The sequence below is a fragment of the Streptomyces sp. NPDC101152 genome (genome assembly GCF_044768275.1).
In the GTDB taxonomy this organism is placed as follows: Bacteria; Actinomycetota; Actinomycetes; order Streptomycetales; family Streptomycetaceae; genus Streptomyces.
On sequence record NZ_JBIWPO010000044.1, the window covers coordinates 34,859 to 52,864 of the forward strand.

Consider the following 18,006-nt stretch of genomic DNA (forward strand, 5'->3'; position numbering starts at 1 on the left):
CCCGCCGACCCAGCACCCGATCGGAGCAACGTCGTGTCCCAACCCCGTCCCAGCATCGTGGATCTCAGCGACGTCGAGCCCAACACTCGGCGCGGCGGCGATCTGCGCGCCATGCTCACCCCCACCACGTGCGGCTCGACCAGCGGCTTCATGGGCGTGGCCATCGTGCAGCCCGGTGACCGCATCGGCGAGCACTACCACCCGTACTCCGAGGAGTTCGTGTACGTCGTCTGCGGTCACCTGGAGGTGGACCTGAACGGTGAACCGCATCCGCTGCGGCCCGAGCAGGGGCTGATGATCCCCATCAACATGCGCCACCGCTTCCGCAACGTCGGCAAGGTCGAGGCCCGGATCGTCTTCCACCTCGGGCCGCTCGCGCCGAGTCCGCCCCTCGGTCACGTCGACACCGAGGAGACCTCGGCCGCGGCCGACGACCGGCAGCAGGTCCCTTCATGAGCCGGCGGGTGGCGGTCACCGGCATAGGCGTCGTCGCGCCCGGCGGCATAGGGGTGACCGCGTTCTGGGACCTGCTGGCGGCCGGGCGTACGGCGACGCGGGGCATCACCTTCTTCGACCCGGCCGGCCTACGCTCCCGGATCGCCGCCGAGTGCGACTTCGACCCGGCCGCCTGCGGCCTGGACGACGAGCAGATCGCGCGCTGCGACCGCTACATCCAGTTCGCCCTGGTCGCCGGCGACGAGGCGGTGCGCGACGCCGGCCTCGACCTCGAACGGGAGAACCCCTGGCGGGTCGGCGTGTCGCTCGGCACCGCGGTGGGCGGCACGACCCGCCTCGAGCACGACTACGTCCTGGTCAGCCACCACGGTGAGCGCTGGGACGTGGACCCCCGCGAGGCCGGCCCGCATCTGCACCGTGCGTTCTCGCCCAGCACCCTCGCCTCGGCCGTGGCCGAGCGGTTCGGGGCGCGCGGGCCGGTGCAGACCGTGTCCACCGGCTGCACCTCGGGCCTGGACGCCGTCGGTTACGCCTTCCACACGATCGAGGAGGGCCGCGCGGACGTCTGCGTCGCCGGCGCCTCGGACTCCCCGATCTCCCCGATCACCATGGCCTGCTTCGACGCCATCAAGGCGACCTCACCCAACAACGACGACCCGGCGCACGCCTCCCGGCCCTTCGACGCCCACCGCGACGGCTTCGTCATGGGCGAGGGCGGTGCCGTACTCGTCCTGGAGGAGCTGGAGCACGCCCGGGCCCGCGGGGCGCACGTGTACTGCGAACTCGCCGGCTACGCCACCTTCGGCAACGCGTACCACATGACCGGCCTGACCAAGGAGGGCCTGGAGATGGCCCGGGCGATCGACACGGCCCTGGACCACGCCCGCCTCGACCCCACGGCGATCGACTACGTCAACGCCCACGGCTCCGGCACCCAGCAGAACGACCGTCACGAGACGGCCGCGGTCAAACGGGCCCTGGGACAGCACGCCCACGCCACGCCGATGAGCTCCATCAAGTCCATGGTGGGCCACTCCCTCGGTGCGATCGGCGCGATCGAGGTCGTCGCCTGCGTGCTGGCCCTGGCCCACCAGGTCGTACCGCCCACCGCCAACTACACGACCCCCGACCCGGAGTGCGACCTGGACTACGTCCCACGCGTCGCACGGGAGCGGAAGCTGACCAGCGTGCTGTCCGTGGGCAGCGGCTTCGGCGGCTTCCAGTCCGCGGTGGTCCTGACCCGGCCGAGGGAGAGGACACGATGAGCGAACCTTATCCACGGCGCGCGGCCGTCACCGGCATCGGTGTGGTGGCGCCCAACGGAACCAGCACCGAGTCCTTCTGGAAGTCCACACAGGAGGGCATCAGTGCCCTCGATCGCGTCACCCGCGAGGGCTGCGAGCGGCTGCCGCTGCGCGTGGCGGGCGAGATCCGCGACTTCGACGCCCAGGCGGCCGTCGAGGAGCGCTTCCTCGTCCAGACCGACCGCTTCACCCACTTCGCCATGGCCGCCGCCGACCGCGCCCTGGACGACGCCGAGTTCGGGTCCACCGACCTGGGGGAGGCGCAGTTCTCCGTGGGCGTGGTCACCGCGGCCGGCTCCGGCGGCGGCGAGTTCGGCCAGCGGGAGTTGCAGCAACTGTGGGGCAAGGGCAGCCGGTTCGTCGGTCCCTACCAGTCCATCGCCTGGTTCTACGCCGCCAGCACCGGTCAGATCTCCATCCGCCGGGGCTTCAAGGGCCCCTGCTCGGTGGTCGCCGCCGACGAGGCCGGCGGCCTGGACGCCCTCGCCCACGCGGCCCGGGCGGTGCGACGCGGCACCGACACGATCGTGGCCGGCGCGACCGAGGCCCCGCTGGCCCCCTACTCCGGGGTCTGCCAGCTCGGCTACCAGGAGCTGAGCACCGAGGCCGACCCGGACCGCGCCTACCGGCCCTTCACCGCCCAGGCCTGCGGTTTCGTACCGGCGGAGGGCGGTGCCATGCTCGTCGTCGAGGACGAGCGCACGGCCCGGGAGCGGGGCGCGCGCGTGCGGGCCCTCGTCGCCGGGCACGCGGCGACCTTCACGGGCGCCTCCCGCTGGGAGGAGTCCCGGTACGGGCTGGCCAACGCCATCGCCGGCGCCCTGTCCGACGCCGGCTGCGCCCCCGAGGACATCGACGCGGTGTTCGCCGACGCCCTCGGCGTGCCCGAGGCCGACCGGGCCGAGGCCCTCGCGATCGCCGACACGCTCGGCGCGCACGGCCGGCGCGTGCCCGTCACCGCACCCAAGACCGGTATCGGCCGCGGCTACTGCGCGGCTGCCGTCCTGGACACGGCGGCGGCGGTGCTGGCCCTGGAGCACGGCCTGGTCCCGCCCACCCCCAACGTCTACGACATCTGCCACGACCTCGACCTCGTGACCACCCGCGCCCGTGTCACCGAACTGCGCACGGTGCTGGTCCTCAGCCGGGGGCTCATGGGATCGAACTCGGCGCTCGTGCTGCGGCGCGGCGCCGCCGAAGCCTCGTAGCGAGGCGCCAAGCAGCGAAAGAGAGGAACCGCATGAGTGACCGCATCACGGTGGAGGAACTGGCCGAGCTGATGAAGAAGGCCGCCGGTGTCACCGTCGCCCCCGAGGAGCTCCAGCAGCGCCGCGACAGCGGTTTCGACACCTTCGGCATCGACTCGCTCGGACTGCTCGGTGTCGTCGGAGAACTGGAGAACCGGTACGGCGCTCCGCTGCCCCCGGACGCCGAGCGCTGCAAGAGTCCCCGCGAGTTCCTCGACCTCGTCAACACCACCCTCGTGGCAGGAGCCTGACATGGCCGGACACACGCAGAACGAGATCACCGTCGCCGCACCGATGGACCTGGTGTGGGACATGACCAACGACGTGGCGAACTGGCCGAACCTGTTCACCGAGTACGCCTCGGCCGAGATCATCTCGGTGGAGGGGAACCGGACCACCTTCCGGCTGACCATGCACCCGGACGAGAACGGCAAGGTCTGGAGCTGGGTCTCGGAGCGGGAGACCGACCGCGCCACCCTCACCGTGCGCGCCCGCCGGGTGGAGACCGGGCCGTTCGCGCACATGAACATCCACTGGAAGTACGAGCAGGTGCCCGGCGGCGTCCGGATGGTGTGGACGCAGGACTTCGCGATGAAGCCCGAGGCTCCCGTCGACGACGAATGGATGACGGACAACATCAACCGGAACTCCAAGGTCCAGATGGCCCTGATCCGGGACCGCATCGAGAAGGCGGCCGCCGAGCGGGGCTCCACGCCGGGCCTCGCCGACTGAACCGCGGGAAGGACACACCGATGCACCAGGCCCTGATCGTGGCCCGCATGGCTCCGGGAGCCGCCCCGGACATCGCCAAGGTGTTCGCCGAGTCCGACCGGGGGGAGCTGCCGCACCTCGTCGGGGTCGCCCGGCGCAGCCTCTTCCAGTTCGGCGACGTGTACCTGCACCTCATCGAGTCCGAGCGGGACCCCGGGCCGGCCATCGCCAAGGTGACCGGACACCCCGAGTTCCGTGACGTCAGCGAGCGACTGGCCGCGTACGTCAGCGCGTACGACCCCGCCACCTGGCGCTCGCCGAAGGACGCGATGGCCCACCGCTTCTACGTCTGGGAGCGGGACGCCACCGCCTGAGCCGTCCGCTGCCACCGGTCGAAGGACCCGGCGACCGGTGGCAGCGGACGCTGTGCGGACCGGTCATCCGGGGACGTGGCAGTCGAACGCGTGCAGATAGGGATTGACCGGGCTGATGCCGTCGACGACCAGCCCCGCGGCCGTCAGCCGGCCGACCATGCTGTCGGTGGTGTGCTTCGCCCCGCCGACGTTCAGGAGCAGCAGCAGGTCCATGGCGGTGCTGAACCGCATCGACGGGGTGTCGTCGACCAGGTTCTCGATCACCACGACCCGGGTGCCCGGGCCGCCCGCCTCCGAGACGTTGCGCAGGGTGCGGGCGGTGCTGTCGTCGTCCCACTCGAGAATGTTCTTGATGATGTAGACGTCGGCCCGCACCGGGACGGCGTCCCGCACGTCACCGGGCACGATCCGCACCCGGTCGGCCAGGTCGCCGCCCGGCCGCAGCCGCGGCACCGCGTTCTCCACCACCCGGGGCAGATCCAGCAGACTGCCCCGCATCGCGGGGTACTTGTCGAGCAGGCTGGCCACCACGTGCCCCTGCCCGCCGCCGATGTCCGCCATCGACGCCGCTTGCGACAGGTCGAGCAGCGCCGCCACGTCCCGCGCCGACTGCTCGCTGGAGGTGGTCATCGCCCGGTTGAAGACGTCCGCGGATTCCGGGGCGTCCTCGTTGAGGTAGGGGAAGAACTCCTTGCCGTACAGGTCCTCCACGACGTTCTTCCCGGTGCGTACCGCCTCGTCCAGCTTGGGCCAGGCGTCCCAGGTCCACGGCTCCGTGCACCACAGGGCGATCCAGCGCAGGCTGTCGGGGGCGTCCTCGCGCAGCAGCCGGGACATGTCGGTGTGCGCGAAGGTGCCGTCCGGCCGCTCGGCGAAGACGCCGTAGCAGGACAGGGCCCGCAACAGGCGTCGTAGCGGCCGTGGTTCGGTCTTCACCGCGGCCGCCAGGTCCTCCACGGACAGGGGGGTCTCCCCGAGTGCGTCGGGTACCCCAAGCCGGGCGGCCGCGCGGAGGGCGGCGGCGCAGGCCGCCCCGAACACGAGCTCCCTCAGCCGCATCGGCGGCGGTGGGGCGGTCTGTGCGGTCGTCATACGCCGCCTGCCTTCCTGGTGTCGACGGGGGAGTGGTGGCCGTTCAGCACAGGCCCGCAGGCCTGGAGGCCCGACAGGAGTTGCCCGCGAACGTGTTGTTCTTGCCGACGTCCGCGTTGACGAGGTCGGCGGGGGAGTTGCCGGACAGCAGGTTGCCGGTGATCCGGTTGTCGTCGCTGGTGGTGGCGACGAAGCTCTTGAACAGCACGACGCCCCCGGACAGCGGGGAGGCGCCGGCGTTGTCGCGGATCTCGTTGTCCTCCACCAGCGTCTTCTCTGCGCCGGTCAGGACGATGCCGGAGCCCTGCAGGGCGGGCAGGCGGTCGGTCTTCGGACAGGACTTGTTGTTGCGCACGATGCGGTTGGCGCGCACGGTGAGGTCCCCGGCCTTCGGCCTGTTCTCGTCGCCGACGACGAACACGCCCACGCAGTTCCCGGTGACGGTGTTGCGGGTGACCGACAGGTCGCGCAGCCGCCGCACGGTGACGCCCACGCGGTTGCCCTCCAGCCGGTTGTGGTCCACCAGGGTTCCCCGGGTGTCCGCGGCGCCCGCCTCGGCCGTGATCGTGTTGGCGAGGAAGATGCCCGCGTCGCCGCTGCCCCCGACGGTGTTGTCACGGAACACACCGCGCGTCGAACGCTCCTGGGCGATGCCCCACACCCCGTTCTGCAGCGCGTTCACGCGACGCACCGTCAGGCCGTCGGTCCCCATGGAGAAGACCCCGGACTTGCTGAAGCCGGTCACCGTCAGGTCGGCGACCGTGACGCCCGTGAGGGCGTGGCCCTTGGTCCCCACCACACAGATGCCGTTGCCGTTCTCCGCGCAACGGTCCCCGGCCTTCTTCACGCCGGGCTCGATCACGGTACGGAGGCCCATGCCGCGCAGGGTGATCCCGGACGTGGTCACCTTGACGCTCTCGTGGTAGACGCCCGGCATCACCAGGACGGTGTCACCCGGCGCGGCGGCGTTGACCGCCTGCTGGACGGACTCTCCCGGACGGACCAGGTGGATCATGTGGCCGGCGGCCGAGGGGGCGGCGCCGAGGCTCGTCCCCACGATCGCGGCGGTGCACGCCAGATAGGCGATATGGAGTTTCTTCATGTTCCGCACGGTATGCCGGAATGATTTGCAGACCGGGCGGATAGGCCGTTCGGCGGCGTGTCTCGCCAGGGCCGTTCCTTTGCCCGCGCCCATGCCTTTCTTGGTCAGGACCAGGCGCGCATGTCGGGCGCCGTACATATTCGGCCACTGCCATGTCGGTGCACGGTTCGCAGACGTTCCCGCACCCCGCACGGCTCCGAGGAGAGACCATGCCCCGACGTCCCGTCCGCCCCGCCCGTACCGTCACCGCGGCCGCCGCCGCGCTGGCCGCCGTCGGCGCCCTCACCGTCACGGCCGCCGCGCCGGCCTCGGCGCACCCGCGCGCGGCCCGGCATGTCCTGCTCCTGTCCGTGGACGGACTCCACCAGTCCGACCTGGCCTGGTACATCGCCCGTCACCCGCACTCGGCGCTGGCCCGGCTCGCGTCCGGCGGAGTGGAGTACACGCACGCCAGAACCACCATCCCCTCCGACTCCTTCCCCGGCATGGTCGGCCAGGTCACCGGCGGCGACCCCGGCGTCACCGGCGTCTACTACGACGACACCTACAACGCCGCCCTCCTCCCGGCCGGCACCACCCACTGCGCCGGCGTCAAGCCCGGCGTGGAGGTCGACCTCACCGAGGACCTCGACAAGAACAAGGACGCCCTCGACGCGGGCCAGGGACTCGCCGGACTGCCCGGCAGCATCCTGAAGATGACCGGGAACGCCGCGAGCCTCCTCGACCCCTCGAAGCTGCCGGTCGACCCGAAGACCTGCAAGCCGGTCTACCCGCACACGTACCTGAAGGTGAACACGGTCTTCGAGGTCGCCCGCAAGGCGGGCCTGCGCACCGCCTGGTCCGACAAGCACGTCGCCTACGACATCCTCAACGGCCCCTCCGGCAAGGGCATCCAGGACCTGTTCGCCCCCGAGATCAACAGCAGTGCCGTCGGCTACCCCGCGGGCGACGACTGGACCAAGGACAACGCGGCCACCGAGCAGTACGACAGCTACAAGGTGAAGGCCGTCCTCAACGAGATCGACGGCTACGACCACAGCCGCACGCACAAGGTCGGCACGCCCGCCGTCTACGGCATGAACTTCCAGTCCGTGTCCACCGCCCAGAAACTGCCCACCTCCGACGGGCTGGCCGGCGGCTACGTGAGCAAGGGTGTGCCCGGCCCGCTGCTGGCGAAGAACCTCGCCTACGTCGACGGGCAGATCGGCGCCTTCCTCCGCGAACTGCGCACGCGCCACCTGGACTCCAGCACCACCGTCATCCTCTCTGCCAAGCACGGCCAGTCGCCCACCGACCCCAAGGCGCTCACCCGCATCGACGACGGCCCGCTCCTCGACGGCCTCAACGCCGCCTGGAAGCACGCCCACCCGGGCGCCGGCGACCTCGTCGCCCACTCCGTCGACGACGACGGCATGCTGCTGTGGCTGAGCGACCGCTCCAAGGCGGCCACCGACTTCGCCAAGGCCTACCTGCTGGCCCAGTCGGGCAAGGGCAACGGCATCGACGGCAAGGCGAAGCCCTTCACCGCGAGCGGCCTGAAGACCCTGTACGCCGGGGCCGGCGCGGCCCGTTACTTCCACGTCCGGCCGGGCGACTCCCGCGTGCCCGACCTGGTCGGCATCAGCAAGTACGACGTCGTCTACACCGGCGGCAAGGGCAAGATCGCCGAACACGGCGGTGCCCACGCCGACGACCTCGACGTCCCGCTCGTCGTCTCCGGAGCCGCCGCCCCGCACGGCGTCCGTGTCGCCCACCCGGTGCGCACCACCCAGATCGCCCCGACGATCCTGCGGCTGCTGGGCCTCGACCCGCGTTCCCTGGACGCCGTCCGGATCGAACACACCCCGGCGCTCTGACCCGACGCCTTTGGCGCCGACGGCGCTGGGCTCAGGCGAAGGTCACCTCGGCGGACGCGAACCGGGGTTCGCGGTGGCCGGCCACCCGCAGGCGGGCCCCGCCGTCTGCGGGGGCGCCGTCTGCCAGGAGGTGCTCGCCTGCGAACGCGGGGCGGTGCAGGCGGTAGGACAGGGACCGTACCGGTCGGCCCGGCGCGTTGCGCCGGGCCAGTTCCAGCATGAGCAGCGCCAGCAGCGGGCCGTGCACCACGAGGCCGGGATAGCCCTCCACGTCACGGCAGTACAGGGCGTCGTAGTGGATGCGATGGGCGTTGGCCGTCAGGGCGCTGAAGCGGAACAGGAGGGTGGGGTCCGGTCGTAGGCGCAGGCGCCAGAGGGCCTCACCCTCGGGGACGGCCCGGTCGTCCAGCACCGTCGGGTGCTGAACGCCCGCGCGTCCCGAGCGGTAGACGATGTCCCGCTCCTCCACCAGCAGGAGACGGCCGCGCTGGCGGAACTCCTGGCGTTCGGCGACGAACAGCAGCTCGCCGCTGCGGCCCTGTCGGGGTGTCACCGCCCCCAGACTGCTGACCCGTTCGGCGGGTTCCCCCAGCAGCAGCGGCCCGGTGATCTCGCAGCGTCCGCCGGCGAACATGCGCTGCCGGTCGGGTACCGGCGGCAGGAAGCGGCCGCCCAGCGGGTGCCCGTCGGGGCCGAGCTCCCGCTGGGCCGGCCAGTGCAGGAAGTAGAGCCACTGCCACAGCGGCGGCAACGGATCCCCCGGCCCGGCGGCGGTGTCCGGCAGGTCCAGCAGCGCGGACAGGGCCGCCGCCGGAGCCGGGGACAGGACGTCCCGGTCCGTGACCGCGGCGGGCTGCCAGTTCCTCACGTGGGAGGCGAGCGGGGTCGTCATGGTCCCAGTCTCCCGTCACTCGTTTGCGGCGGTGTGTGCGCCCGGTCGTCCCCGTGATCGTCGCTTATGTTCGCCAGGACACCGACATCCGGAGCGAACATGTTGAAAACGGATGAACTGGTTGACGGCGTGGTCGCGACGGCCGCACCGCCGGCGCGCCGACTGCCCCCGCAGCCGGTCGTGCTCGCGGCGGCGACGGCGGTCGCGCTGGTCGCCGCGGTGGCGGCCCTGGCCGGGACGGGGTGGCTGAGCCGGCCGGCCTTCTCCGCCTGGCGGACCGTGTGTCTGGCCATCACCGTCCAGGCGCTCCCCTTCCTCGTCCTGGGCACGGTCCTGTCCGGCGCGATCAACGCCTTCGTACCGGCGGACCTGTTCACCCGGGTGCTGCCCCGGCGCCCCGCACTCGCCGTTCCGGTGGCCGGCGTGGCGGGCGCCGTCCTGCCGGGCTGCGAGTGCGCCTCCGTACCCGTCGCGAACAGCCTGATCCGCCGGGGCGTCACCCCGGCCGCCGCCTTCGCGTTCCTGCTCTCCGCGCCCGCCGTCAACCCCGTCGTGCTGACCGCCACCGCCGTCGCCTTCCCCGGCAACCCGGCGATGGTGGCGGCCCGGCTGCTCGCCTCGCTCGCCACCGCCGCCGTGATGGGCTGGCTGTGGCTCTGGCTGGGCCGGGAGGACTGGCTGAGGCCGGCCGTACGCCACGGCGGGCACCACGCCGGGCACAACCGGTGGCGGGAGTTCCGTCTCGGTTTCCAGCACGACTTCCTGAACGCCGGGGGCTTCCTCGTGTTCGGCGCGATGGCCGCCGCCACCTTCAACGTCGCCGTACCGCGCGCCGTCCTGGACACCTTCTCGGGCTCGCCCTGGCTGTCGGTGCTGTTCCTGACCGGGCTCGCGATCGTGCTCGCGGTGTGCTCGGAGGCCGACGCGTTCGTCGCCGCCTCGCTCACCGGGTTCTCGCCCGCCGCCCGGCTCGCCTTCCTGGTGGTGGGCCCGATGGTCGACCTGAAGCTGATCTCCCTTCAGGCCGGCACCTTCGGGCGGGCGTTCGCCTGGCGCTTCTGCACCGCGACCGTCGTCGTCGCGGTCGCCGCGAGCGCGCTGATCTCAGGCGCCCTGCTGTGAGCCGCCACGCCAGGACACTGCTGCTGGCCGTGCTGGGAGCGGGACTGCTGCACGTCTCCCTCCTCACCGACCTCTACCTGCGCTACGTCAAGGAAGGGCTGCGGCTCCCGCTGATCGCCTGCGGTGCCGTCCTGCTGCTGCTCGCCCTGGCGGGCGCCGTACGGGACCGCTCCCACGGCGGCGACGCGGACCACGCCCACGGCCACGACCACTCCCGCACCCCCCGTGTCGCCTGGCTGCTGTTCCTCCCCGCGCTGAGCCTGCTCCTCTACGTCCCGCCGGCCCTCGGCGCGTACACCGCGACGCGCACGAACAACAAGGCGATCACGGTGCGGAAGGGATTCGACCCGCTGCCCGCGACCTCTCCGCTGCCGATGACCCTCACCGACTTCACCAGCCGGGTGCAACAGGACGCCGCGGGCGCCATCCGGCACCGCAGCGTGCAGATGACCGGCTTCGTCACCCCGGCCGGACACGGCGAGGGCTGGTTCCTGACGCGGATCATCTTCACCTGCTGCGCCGCCGACTCGCAGTCCGTCAAGGTCCGGATGTACGGGGGCGCCGCGCAGCCCGCCAACACCTGGCTGGCGGTCACCGGGACCTGGCACCCCAGGGGCAGGCTCGGTACCAGGACCGCGGAAGCGGCCCTCGACGTCGGCGTGATGCGGCGCATCACCCCGCCCGTCAACGCCTACACCGACGACCTGCCCCTCACGCCCTCCTGACCGGGCGGGGTTATCCCGGCCTCCCGGCGGGTTACCCGGCACCCCGGGAGCGAGTGTCCGCCCACGGTGCTCACTCGCACGGACCGGACGCACGGAAGGCGGTTGACGGAAGCATGAGGCACGCACCCGCACGGCGGGACACCGCCGGGGACGCCCCACCAGCCCGCACGGGCCGCCGCCTCGGCGCGTCCGCAGCCGTCGCGCTGCTGGCCCTGACGGCCTGCGGCGGTTCCGGCGGCTCGGGCGGACAGGACGGGCGGGGGAGCGGCGGCCGGAGCGACCGGATCACGATCACGCCCGCGGCGCACAGCGCGCCCGTCCCCACGAACCGGAAGGTCACCATAGGGGCCGGGAACGGTCACCTCACCACCGTGAAGGTCACCGCGGACGGGCCCGGCGACCTCAGGGGCACCCTCTCCAAGGACAGGAACACCTGGACGTCGAGCGAGCCCCTCGCACCCGGCGTGACCTACACGGTGCGCGCCCGGGCCACCGGGGCCGACGGGAAACCGCTCACGCGGAACGCCACCATCACCACCGCCGAAGCGCCCAAGTCCGAGACGTTCGTCGGGGAGTACCACCCCGACAAGGGCACCACCGTCGGCGTGGCCATGCCCGTCTCCATCGTGTTCGACAAGCCGATCCACGACCGGGCGGCCGTCGAACGCCACCTGCGGGTCACCTCGACTCCCGCCGTCCAGGGCGCCTGGAAGTGGATGACCGACCGCGACGGCAGGGACCGGGTCGACTTCCGTCCCGCGAAGTTCTGGAAGCCGGGCACCGACGTCACCCTGCGCATGAACCTCGACGGCGTACGGGCCGGCGGCCTGTACGGGACCCAGAACCGGGTCGTGAACTTCCGTGTCGGTGACGCCGTGACCACCACCGTCGACACCGCGACCAGGACGATGACGGTCCTCGACAACGGCAGGAAACTGCGCACCCTGCCGATCTCCGCGGGCAAGAAGGGCTTCGAGACCTGGAACGGCACCATGGTCGTCCTGGAGAAGACGCCCACGATCCGCATGAACTCCCGCACCGTGCGCATCTTCGGGCCCGAGGCGTACAACCTCGGCTCGGTCAAGTGGGACGTGCGGCTCACCCCTTCGGGCACCTTCGTGCACGCGGCACCCTGGAACGAGGGCAAGTTCGGCCGGATCAACAGCAGCCACGGCTGCATCGGCATGAGCACCGTCGACGCCGAGTGGTTCTACAGCCACGTCCATCCCGGTGACCCGGTCACGGTGGTCAACTCCAAGGACACGGTGGCCGCCAACAACGGCTACGGCGACTGGAACGTCGACTGGGCGACCTGGCGCTCGGGCGGCTCCTTGCCGTAGACGTCGCCGCCGTCGCCCGGGCCGACCGTGGCCCGCCACAGCTCCCTCGCCTCGGCCGCCGCCTGCGGTGCCGCGAGCAGCAACGGCTCGTCGTAGGCGGGCAGCGGGGGCATCGCCACCGCTCCTGCCTCCGTCGCGACGAGCAGCGCGGGCAGGCCGTCCACCGGGTGGAACTCGCCGATCGCCGCCGCGGTCGCCCGGCCCGCCGCCACCTGGACCAGGGACAGGGCGGTGGAGCCCATCACCCTGACCGTGCAGTGGCGGGCCGCCAACGCGGCGAGCAGCGCGTCCAGGCCGGGCCAGTGGGCGTGCGCGGCCCACTCCGTCAGGAAGACGTGGCCCGTGAGGGTGGGGTGGTCCGCCGCGCGGAGGGGAGTTCCGTTCAGATACGCGCCCCCGCCCCGCACCGCCGTGAAGATCTCGCCGCGCCACGGGTCCGCCACGACGCCCAGCAGCGGACTGCCGTCCGGTTCCGCCAGGCCCAGTGAGAAGGAGCACCAGCCCAGGCCGTGGGCGTAGTTGGTGGTGCCGTCCACCGGGTCGACCACCCAGTGCGGGGCGTGCACAACGCCCTCCTCGGCGCCGTACTCCTCACCGTCGATGCCCCACGCGGGGAACTCCCGCCGCAGCACCGACCGTACGTGCCGCTCCACCGCCTCGTCCGTGTCCGTGACGATGTCCGCGGGGCTCGCCTTCTGCCGCACGGGCCCGTTGGCCGCGGCGTTCCCGCCGCGGATGGTCTGCGACGCCCACTCGGCCAGCTCCACGGCCACCCGCAGCGCGGCGTCCAGGTCATGCCCGCTCACAGCTCTTCACCACCCCGATCACGTCACCGCCCACGATAGGCGGGGTGCCCGTGGTGTGCGGAGGCCGCGGTGAACAGGCGGTTTCCTCAGGGCGAAAGTCCCTTCACACAGGCCTTAATCCTCCTGCGGTAGAAGGGAGCCGGCCGAGGAGAAGGGTGAGGGGGTAGGACATGTCCGAATCGCGGGCAGGGGGGTACCGGCGGCTGTTCCTGGTCGTGGTCTTCGCCGTGGCCGTCTACGTCGTCGTCCGCGCCGCCCACACACCGCAGGGCCACTCCCCGCCCCCCGCGGGCAAGACCCTCCCGACACCGACCGCGTCGGCCGGATCGCCCACCCCTTCCGCGTCCCCGTCCCCCGCCTCGTACGACCCGGCAACCTACGCCGGCCAGGTCCGCGCCAGGGCCCGGCAGACCGGCGTCAGCGCGCAGTTGCTGATGGCGATCCTCTACAACGAGGCGTACAAACCGCATGATCCGGCGTTCGAGCGGGCCTGGCAGAAGTTCAAGCCGGACGCCGCCTTCGGCATCGCCAACATGCACCGCGCGACCTTCGACGAGGTACGCCAGGGCCGGGACTTCGCCGACCGGAACTGGCAGGATTTGCCGGACGACCGGGGCCTCGCCGTCGAGGCCGAGGCCTGGTACGTGCACGACCTCGCGACCCGGCTGCCCGCCCACTGGTCCGCGCCGTACTCCGAGGACGAACTGCTCGCCCTCGGATACGACGCCGGACCCGGCAACATGCTCGCCTTCGCGCGCGGCGCGAGCCTGGGCGGCGACGCCCGCTCGTACCTCGACCGGCTGCACGGCAACTGGGCGAAGGCGAAGGCCGCCGTCGGTCCCTGAGCGGCGGCGCCTACGTGTGGGTCGCTCTGGGGGAAGGCGATCCCGCACAGGCGGCGGATCTCGTCCATCGCCCGCAGCGTGACGACCGAGTCCGCAGGCGGGCGCAGAGGGGTCTCCCGGTCGCCGGCGCTGATGCGCCACGCCGTCTCCGCGGCCTCGAAGTGCAGGGCGTCGTGGGCCGTGCGCGGCTCGGTGAAGGTGAGCGGGGCGCCCGGTGGGCGTCAGGACCAGGTCGCCGGGCTGGTAGAAGGGGCCGGGCAGGGACAGGGTGGCGTGCGTGCCCGCGCTGGTCGCGGCCGTCGGGGTGTCGCTGAACAGGGTGGTGTGGATGACGGCCTGGTTGCCGTCGGCGTCGCGCAGGACGGCGGAGGCCTGGCCGTGGGCCGTGACGCCGGCCGGCACGCCGAGGATCCAGGTGGCGAGGGAGAGCGGGTAGGTGCCCAGGTCGAGCAGCGGGACGCCGGCCAGGTCGGCCCGCGGGATGCGGTGACCGGCGGCGAAGTGCTCACCGTGGTCCGCGAGGACGGTGTGGATGTCGCCGAGGACACCGGAGTCGATGATCTGGCGGACGACGTCGAACGTGGGCAGGAAGAAGGTCCACAGGGCCTCGGCGCAGAACAGACCGCGCTCGGCGGCCAGTTCGGCGATCTCGGTGGCCTCGGCCGCGTTGAGCGCGAGAGGCTTCTCCACCAGGACGTGCTTGCCCGCCTCCAGCGCCAGGCCCCCGGCACGGCGGCCGCGGCCGAGGCGGCCCGCTCCGCGTCGAGGTCGGCGACCATCGCCACCTCGGCACCGGAGACGAAGCGGTGCAGGGTCCCGACGTGGTCGGCGCCCATGGTGCCGGCCCCGATCACGCGCACGGCGCTCATGCGGGGCTCACCCACGTCCGCTGCTCCGCCGAGCGCACCATGGCGTCCAGCGCGCCGGCACTCGCCACGGCGTCTTCCAGCGTCGGCCCGTACGCCGTGCCCTCGGCGACGGAGCGCAGGAAGTGGGACGCCTCGACGACCTTGAGGTCGTCGTAGCCCAGGGGGTTGGCCGCGCCGGGCTGGAAGGCCGCGTACGCGCCGGCGCCGGGGCCGACGAACACCGTGCTGACCGGCTGGTCCTGGTAGGAGGTGCCGCGGCTGACGCCGAGTTCGCCCATGCGGCGGTAGTCCCAGAAGACGGCGCCCTTGGTGCCGTGGATCTCGAAGCCGTAGTTGTTCTGCTCGCCGACCGAGACCCGGCAGGCCTCCAGGACACCGCGGGCGCCCGAGGAGAAGCGCAGCAGGCAGTTGACGTAGTCCTCGTTCTCCACCGGGCCGAGCTCGCCGCCCGTCGCGAGGGTGTGGCCGGCGGTGGCGCCGGTGGGGCGGGCCCGCTCGGGGACGAAGATCGCGGTGTCGGCGCTGAGGGACTCGATCTCGCCGAGCAGGAAGCGGGCCAGGTCCACCCCGTGTGAGGCGAGGTCGCCGAGCACGCCGTGGCCTCCGCGCTCCCGCTCGTAACGCCAGGTCAGGGCGCCTTGGGGGTGGGCGGCGTAGTCGCTGAGCAGGCGGATGCGGACGTGGGTGACCGTGCCGATCTCGCCGGTGGCGATGAGCCGACGGGCGGCCTCGACGGCGGGTGCGTTGCGGTAGTTGAAGCCCACCGTGCCCTGTACGCCCGCCTTGCCGACGGCGTCGGCGATCGCCCGGGCGTCCTCGGCCGTCAGACCCACCGGCTTCTCGATCCAGATGTGCTTGCCGGCCTCGGCCAGCGCCACGCCGATCTCCCGGTGCAGGAAGTTCGGGGCGGTGATGCTCACGGCCTGCACCCGCGGATCGGCGGCCAGCTCCCGCCAGTCGCGCACCGCGCTCGCGAAGCCGTACCGGCCGGCCGCCTCCTCGGCCCGGCCCGGCACCTCGTCGGCCACGGCGACCAGCTCGGGGCGCAGGGTCAGCTCCGGGAAGTGGTGCGGCAGCCGGGCGTACGCCTGTGTGTGCACCCGTCCCATCCAGCCGAACCCGACGACGGCGACGCCCAACGTCTTCACCATGACAGCCCTTCTTTGGACCGATCCAAAACCTGCGCCCACCATGATTGCTTGCTCAGCCAGGTGTCAAGGGGGCTTTACAGCGGGTATCGGTATATGGAACGGTCCACTCATGAGGACCCCGACCATCCGCGACGTCGCCGCCCGGGCCGGCGTGTCCAAGTCCCTGGTCTCGCTGGTGCTGCGCGGCGCCGACGGGGTACGCCCCGAGAAGCGGGCCGCCGTCCTCAGCGCCGTCGAGGAACTCGGCTACCGGCCCAACGCCGCCGCGCGCAGCCTCAGCGAACGGCGCACCCGGACGGTCGGCGTCCTCCTCGACGACCTGCGCAACCCCTGGTTCGTCGAACTCCTCGACGGTCTCAACTCCCGCCTGTACGACAGCGGTCTGCACATGCTCCTGGCCGACGGCCACCTCAACCGGCGCCTCGGCGAGGACCTCACCCGCACCTTCACCGAACTGCGCGTCGACGGACTGATCGCCATCGGCACCCTGCAGGACCCCGAGGCGCTGCGCGCCGCCGCCGGGCGGATCCCGACCGTCGTCGCCGGCACCCGCGAACCGGTGCTGCCGGGCGTGGACATCGTCGCGGGCGACGACGAGCACGGCGCGCGTCTGGCCACCGAACACCTCATCGGCCTCGGCCACCGCCGCATCGCCCACATCGCCGGGCACGGCGCGGTCGGCGCGCTGCGCCGCCGCAGCTTCGAGGCCACCATGCGCGAGCACGGGCTGGCCGACTCGGCGGTCGTGGAACAGGGCGACCTCACCGAGGAGGGCGGCTACCGGGCCACCGTACGGCTGCTGAGCCGGCCCCGGCGGCCCACCGCCGTGTTCGCGGTCAACGACATGTCGTGCGTCGGCGCGCTGTCCGCCGCCGAGGAGAGCGGACTGCGGGTACCCCGGGACCTGTCCCTCGTCGGCTACGACAACACGTACCTCTCCCGGCTGCGGCACCTGTGGCTGACCACCGTCGACAGCGCCAGCCACGACGTCGGCCGCCGCGCCGCCCAGCGCCTGCTGGACCGCATCGAGGACCCGGAACGCCCGGCGGAGGTCGAACTGACGGTGCCGTTCCTGGAGGTGCGGGGGAGTACGGCCGCCGTGGGATGAGCGCGGGTCACCCGCCGTCGGGGGTGGGGATGCGGCCCGGTTCCTGCTCCGCCGCGGGGAGGAACGGGGTGATCACGTACCGGTACAGGGCGGCGCCGACCACACCGCCGACGAGCGGTCCGACGATGGGCACCCAGAAGTAGAGGTGGCCGTACTGGTCCCGCCACGCCGTGCCGTACCCGGTGAGGAAGCTGGCCAGCCGGGGGCCGAAGTCACGGGCCGGGTTGATGGCGTACCCGGCGTCGGTTCCCCAGGCCATGCCGATGGCCACGACGAGGAAGCCGATGACCAGCGGGGCGAGGTTGGCGCCGGGCGGGGTGTTGAGCAGGTCGGTGACGGCGAAGATCAGCAGGACCAGGATCGCCGTGCCGATGACCTGGTCGCGCAGCGCGCCGAGTTCACTGACCGGGAGGGCGCCGTTGCCGGGCAGGGTGGAGAACACGAACTGGGACTTGATCGTGTGGCCGGGGTCGAACTTGGCCAGCACCTCCGTGTAGTTCCAGCGCACCAGCAGCGCGGCGACGAACGCGCCCACCGTCTGCGCGACGGAGTAGGGCAGCACCTTCGCCCAGGGGAAGCCCTTGAAGCAGGCCAGGGCGACGGTCACCGCGGGGTTGAGATGGGCGCCGCTGAGCCGGGCGGCGATGTACACGCCGAAGGTGACGCCGAAGCCCCACGCCCACGTGATGCTGTCGTGATCTCCGAGCCCGCCGGCCACCACCTGGGCGACCACGCCGACACCGAAGAGGATGAGAACCATGGTGCCCAGGAACTCCGCCGCCAGTTCGCCGACGAGTCCCTTTCTCGAGGTCCCGTTTGCCATGGGGCACCGCCTTCCACCTGTCAGAGGTTGGGCGTTTTCGACCGTTGATGCTGGACGTCCTCGGGCCCGCCGTCAACGGGCTGAGCGTGCCCGAAACGCGCTCCGGCCCCGGTCCTTCGCGAAGGGCCCGGGGCGGGGCGCGGTTTGGACGGCGGCACACCGGTCCCGGGGGCCCTAGGCGGG

At 72.2% G+C, this 18,006-nt stretch carries 19 protein-coding genes and 1 pseudogene; 13 read left to right on the forward strand and 7 right to left on the reverse strand.

Features of this window, described 5'->3' with window-relative positions; all coding sequences use genetic code 11:
* Positions 1-57: 57 nt before the first annotated feature.
* From ACIRVK_RS35740 to ACIRVK_RS35765, 6 genes are read left to right on the forward strand one after another with little or no spacing between them, the layout of a single operon-like run.
* Positions 58-456: a cupin domain-containing protein gene (locus ACIRVK_RS35740; RefSeq protein ID WP_404254670.1), complete on the forward strand. Its 399-nt coding sequence runs from the start codon at positions 58-60 to the stop codon at positions 454-456.
* Positions 453-1,721, forward strand: coding sequence for a beta-ketoacyl-[acyl-carrier-protein] synthase family protein (locus tag ACIRVK_RS35745; RefSeq protein WP_404254620.1), 1,269 nt, complete (start codon positions 453-455; stop codon positions 1,719-1,721). Before ACIRVK_RS35740 ends, ACIRVK_RS35745 begins: the two co-directional genes overlap by 4 nt.
* Positions 1,718-2,968 carry a beta-ketoacyl synthase N-terminal-like domain-containing protein gene (locus tag ACIRVK_RS35750; protein WP_404254622.1) on the forward strand — a complete coding sequence of 417 codons (1,251 nt, stop codon included), beginning with the start codon at positions 1,718-1,720 and terminating at the stop codon, positions 2,966-2,968. Before ACIRVK_RS35745 ends, ACIRVK_RS35750 begins: the two co-directional genes overlap by 4 nt.
* A 32-nt stretch (positions 2,969-3,000) precedes the next feature.
* A complete protein-coding gene (locus tag ACIRVK_RS35755) occupies positions 3,001-3,258 on the forward strand; it encodes an acyl carrier protein (protein ID WP_404254624.1) in 258 nt (85 codons plus the stop codon).
* A 1-nt stretch (position 3,259) separates the two neighbouring features.
* The gene (locus tag ACIRVK_RS35760; protein ID WP_404254626.1) at positions 3,260-3,739 is read left to right on the forward strand and encodes an SRPBCC family protein; all 480 of its coding nucleotides are present in this window, start codon (positions 3,260-3,262) and stop codon (positions 3,737-3,739) included.
* Between the two features lie 20 nt (positions 3,740-3,759).
* On the forward strand, positions 3,760-4,092 hold the full coding sequence (locus ACIRVK_RS35765) for a TcmI family type II polyketide cyclase (RefSeq protein WP_404254628.1): 333 nt from the start codon (positions 3,760-3,762) through the stop codon (positions 4,090-4,092).
* Between the two features lie 63 nt (positions 4,093-4,155).
* On the opposite strand, the gene ACIRVK_RS35770 is transcribed toward ACIRVK_RS35765, so the two are convergent.
* Both ACIRVK_RS35770 and ACIRVK_RS35775 read right to left on the reverse strand, forming a co-directional pair.
* Positions 4,156-5,184, reverse strand: coding sequence for a methyltransferase (locus tag ACIRVK_RS35770; protein WP_404254630.1), 1,029 nt, complete (start codon positions 5,182-5,184; stop codon positions 4,156-4,158).
* 43 nt (positions 5,185-5,227) lie between these two features.
* Positions 5,228-6,286: a nitrous oxide reductase family maturation protein NosD gene (locus ACIRVK_RS35775; protein ID WP_404254632.1), complete on the reverse strand. Its 1,059-nt coding sequence runs from the start codon at positions 6,284-6,286 to the stop codon at positions 5,228-5,230.
* A gap of 209 nt (positions 6,287-6,495) precedes the next feature.
* Between ACIRVK_RS35775 and ACIRVK_RS35780 the strand changes: the two genes are divergently transcribed.
* Positions 6,496-8,142 (forward strand): alkaline phosphatase family protein, encoded by a 1,647-nt coding sequence (locus tag ACIRVK_RS35780; RefSeq protein ID WP_404254634.1) that lies wholly within the window; start codon positions 6,496-6,498, stop codon positions 8,140-8,142.
* A gap of 31 nt (positions 8,143-8,173) precedes the next feature.
* On the opposite strand, the gene ACIRVK_RS35785 is transcribed toward ACIRVK_RS35780, so the two are convergent.
* Positions 8,174-9,034: a hypothetical protein gene (locus ACIRVK_RS35785; RefSeq protein ID WP_404254636.1), complete on the reverse strand. Its 861-nt coding sequence runs from the start codon at positions 9,032-9,034 to the stop codon at positions 8,174-8,176.
* A gap of 99 nt (positions 9,035-9,133) precedes the next feature.
* On the opposite strand from ACIRVK_RS35785, the gene ACIRVK_RS35790 reads away from it, so the two are divergent.
* From ACIRVK_RS35790 to ACIRVK_RS35800, 3 genes are all read left to right on the forward strand, one after another.
* On the forward strand, positions 9,134-10,156 hold the full coding sequence (locus tag ACIRVK_RS35790) for a permease (protein ID WP_404254637.1): 1,023 nt from the start codon (positions 9,134-9,136) through the stop codon (positions 10,154-10,156).
* Positions 10,153-10,881 (forward strand): TIGR03943 family putative permease subunit, encoded by a 729-nt coding sequence (locus ACIRVK_RS35795; protein ID WP_404254638.1) that lies wholly within the window; start codon positions 10,153-10,155, stop codon positions 10,879-10,881. Before ACIRVK_RS35790 ends, ACIRVK_RS35795 begins: the two co-directional genes overlap by 4 nt.
* Before the next feature lie 113 nt (positions 10,882-10,994).
* On the forward strand, positions 10,995-12,221 hold the full coding sequence (locus ACIRVK_RS35800) for an Ig-like domain-containing protein (protein ID WP_404254640.1): 1,227 nt from the start codon (positions 10,995-10,997) through the stop codon (positions 12,219-12,221).
* On the opposite strand, the gene ACIRVK_RS35805 is transcribed toward ACIRVK_RS35800, so the two are convergent.
* A complete protein-coding gene (locus ACIRVK_RS35805; RefSeq protein ID WP_404254642.1) occupies positions 12,164-13,027 on the reverse strand; it encodes an inositol monophosphatase family protein in 864 nt (287 codons plus the stop codon). The genes ACIRVK_RS35800 and ACIRVK_RS35805 overlap by 58 nt on opposite strands.
* A gap of 170 nt (positions 13,028-13,197) precedes the next feature.
* On the opposite strand from ACIRVK_RS35805, the gene ACIRVK_RS35810 reads away from it, so the two are divergent.
* Both ACIRVK_RS35810 and ACIRVK_RS35815 read left to right on the forward strand, forming a co-directional pair.
* Entirely contained in the window at positions 13,198-13,872 is a 675-nt protein-coding gene (locus tag ACIRVK_RS35810; protein ID WP_404254644.1) for a lytic transglycosylase domain-containing protein, read from the forward strand.
* 277 nt (positions 13,873-14,149) lie between these two features.
* Positions 14,150-14,308 carry a hypothetical protein gene (locus tag ACIRVK_RS35815; protein ID WP_404254646.1) on the forward strand — a complete coding sequence of 53 codons (159 nt, stop codon included), beginning with the start codon at positions 14,150-14,152 and terminating at the stop codon, positions 14,306-14,308.
* Here the strand turns inward: ACIRVK_RS35815 and ACIRVK_RS35820 are convergent.
* Together ACIRVK_RS35820 and ACIRVK_RS35825 are read right to left on the reverse strand one after the other, a co-directional pair.
* A pseudogene (locus tag ACIRVK_RS35820) lies at positions 14,269-14,562 on the reverse strand (Gfo/Idh/MocA family protein); the annotation flags it as partial. The gene ACIRVK_RS35815 and the pseudogene ACIRVK_RS35820 sit on opposite strands and share 40 nt — an antisense overlap.
* A gap of 175 nt (positions 14,563-14,737) precedes the next feature.
* Positions 14,738-15,892, reverse strand: coding sequence for a Gfo/Idh/MocA family protein (locus ACIRVK_RS35825; protein WP_404254648.1), 1,155 nt, complete (start codon positions 15,890-15,892; stop codon positions 14,738-14,740).
* A gap of 109 nt (positions 15,893-16,001) precedes the next feature.
* On the opposite strand from ACIRVK_RS35825, the gene ACIRVK_RS35830 reads away from it, so the two are divergent.
* Entirely contained in the window at positions 16,002-17,000 is a 999-nt protein-coding gene (locus ACIRVK_RS35830; protein ID WP_404254650.1) for a LacI family DNA-binding transcriptional regulator, read from the forward strand.
* Between the two features lie 7 nt (positions 17,001-17,007).
* Here the strand turns inward: ACIRVK_RS35830 and ACIRVK_RS35835 are convergent, their stop codons facing one another.
* Entirely contained in the window at positions 17,008-17,823 is an 816-nt protein-coding gene (locus ACIRVK_RS35835) for an MIP/aquaporin family protein (RefSeq protein WP_404254652.1), read from the reverse strand.
* Between the last annotated feature and the right edge of the window lie 183 nt (positions 17,824-18,006).

Coding starts and splice junctions, on each gene's coding strand:
- ACIRVK_RS35745 (WP_404254620.1), top strand. CDS start 453: ATGAGCCGGCGGGTGGCGGTCACCGGCATAGGCGTCGTCGCGCCCGGC.
- ACIRVK_RS35750 (WP_404254622.1), top strand. CDS start 1,718: ATGAGCGAACCTTATCCACGGCGCGCGGCCGTCACCGGCATCGGTGTG.
- ACIRVK_RS35755 (WP_404254624.1), top strand. CDS start 3,001: ATGAGTGACCGCATCACGGTGGAGGAACTGGCCGAGCTGATGAAGAAG.
- ACIRVK_RS35760 (WP_404254626.1), top strand. CDS start 3,260: ATGGCCGGACACACGCAGAACGAGATCACCGTCGCCGCACCGATGGAC.
- ACIRVK_RS35765 (WP_404254628.1), top strand. CDS start 3,760: ATGCACCAGGCCCTGATCGTGGCCCGCATGGCTCCGGGAGCCGCCCCG.
- ACIRVK_RS35770 (WP_404254630.1), bottom strand. CDS start 5,184: ATGACGACCGCACAGACCGCCCCACCGCCGCCGATGCGGCTGAGGGAG.
- ACIRVK_RS35775 (WP_404254632.1), bottom strand. CDS start 6,286: ATGAAGAAACTCCATATCGCCTATCTGGCGTGCACCGCCGCGATCGTG.
- ACIRVK_RS35780 (WP_404254634.1), top strand. CDS start 6,496: ATGCCCCGACGTCCCGTCCGCCCCGCCCGTACCGTCACCGCGGCCGCC.
- ACIRVK_RS35785 (WP_404254636.1), bottom strand. CDS start 9,034: ATGACGACCCCGCTCGCCTCCCACGTGAGGAACTGGCAGCCCGCCGCG.
- ACIRVK_RS35790 (WP_404254637.1), top strand. CDS start 9,134: ATGTTGAAAACGGATGAACTGGTTGACGGCGTGGTCGCGACGGCCGCA.
- ACIRVK_RS35800 (WP_404254640.1), top strand. CDS start 10,995: ATGAGGCACGCACCCGCACGGCGGGACACCGCCGGGGACGCCCCACCA.
- ACIRVK_RS35810 (WP_404254644.1), top strand. CDS start 13,198: ATGTCCGAATCGCGGGCAGGGGGGTACCGGCGGCTGTTCCTGGTCGTG.
- ACIRVK_RS35825 (WP_404254648.1), bottom strand. CDS start 15,892: ATGGTGAAGACGTTGGGCGTCGCCGTCGTCGGGTTCGGCTGGATGGGA.
- ACIRVK_RS35830 (WP_404254650.1), top strand. CDS start 16,002: ATGAGGACCCCGACCATCCGCGACGTCGCCGCCCGGGCCGGCGTGTCC.
- ACIRVK_RS35835 (WP_404254652.1), bottom strand. CDS start 17,823: ATGGCAAACGGGACCTCGAGAAAGGGACTCGTCGGCGAACTGGCGGCG.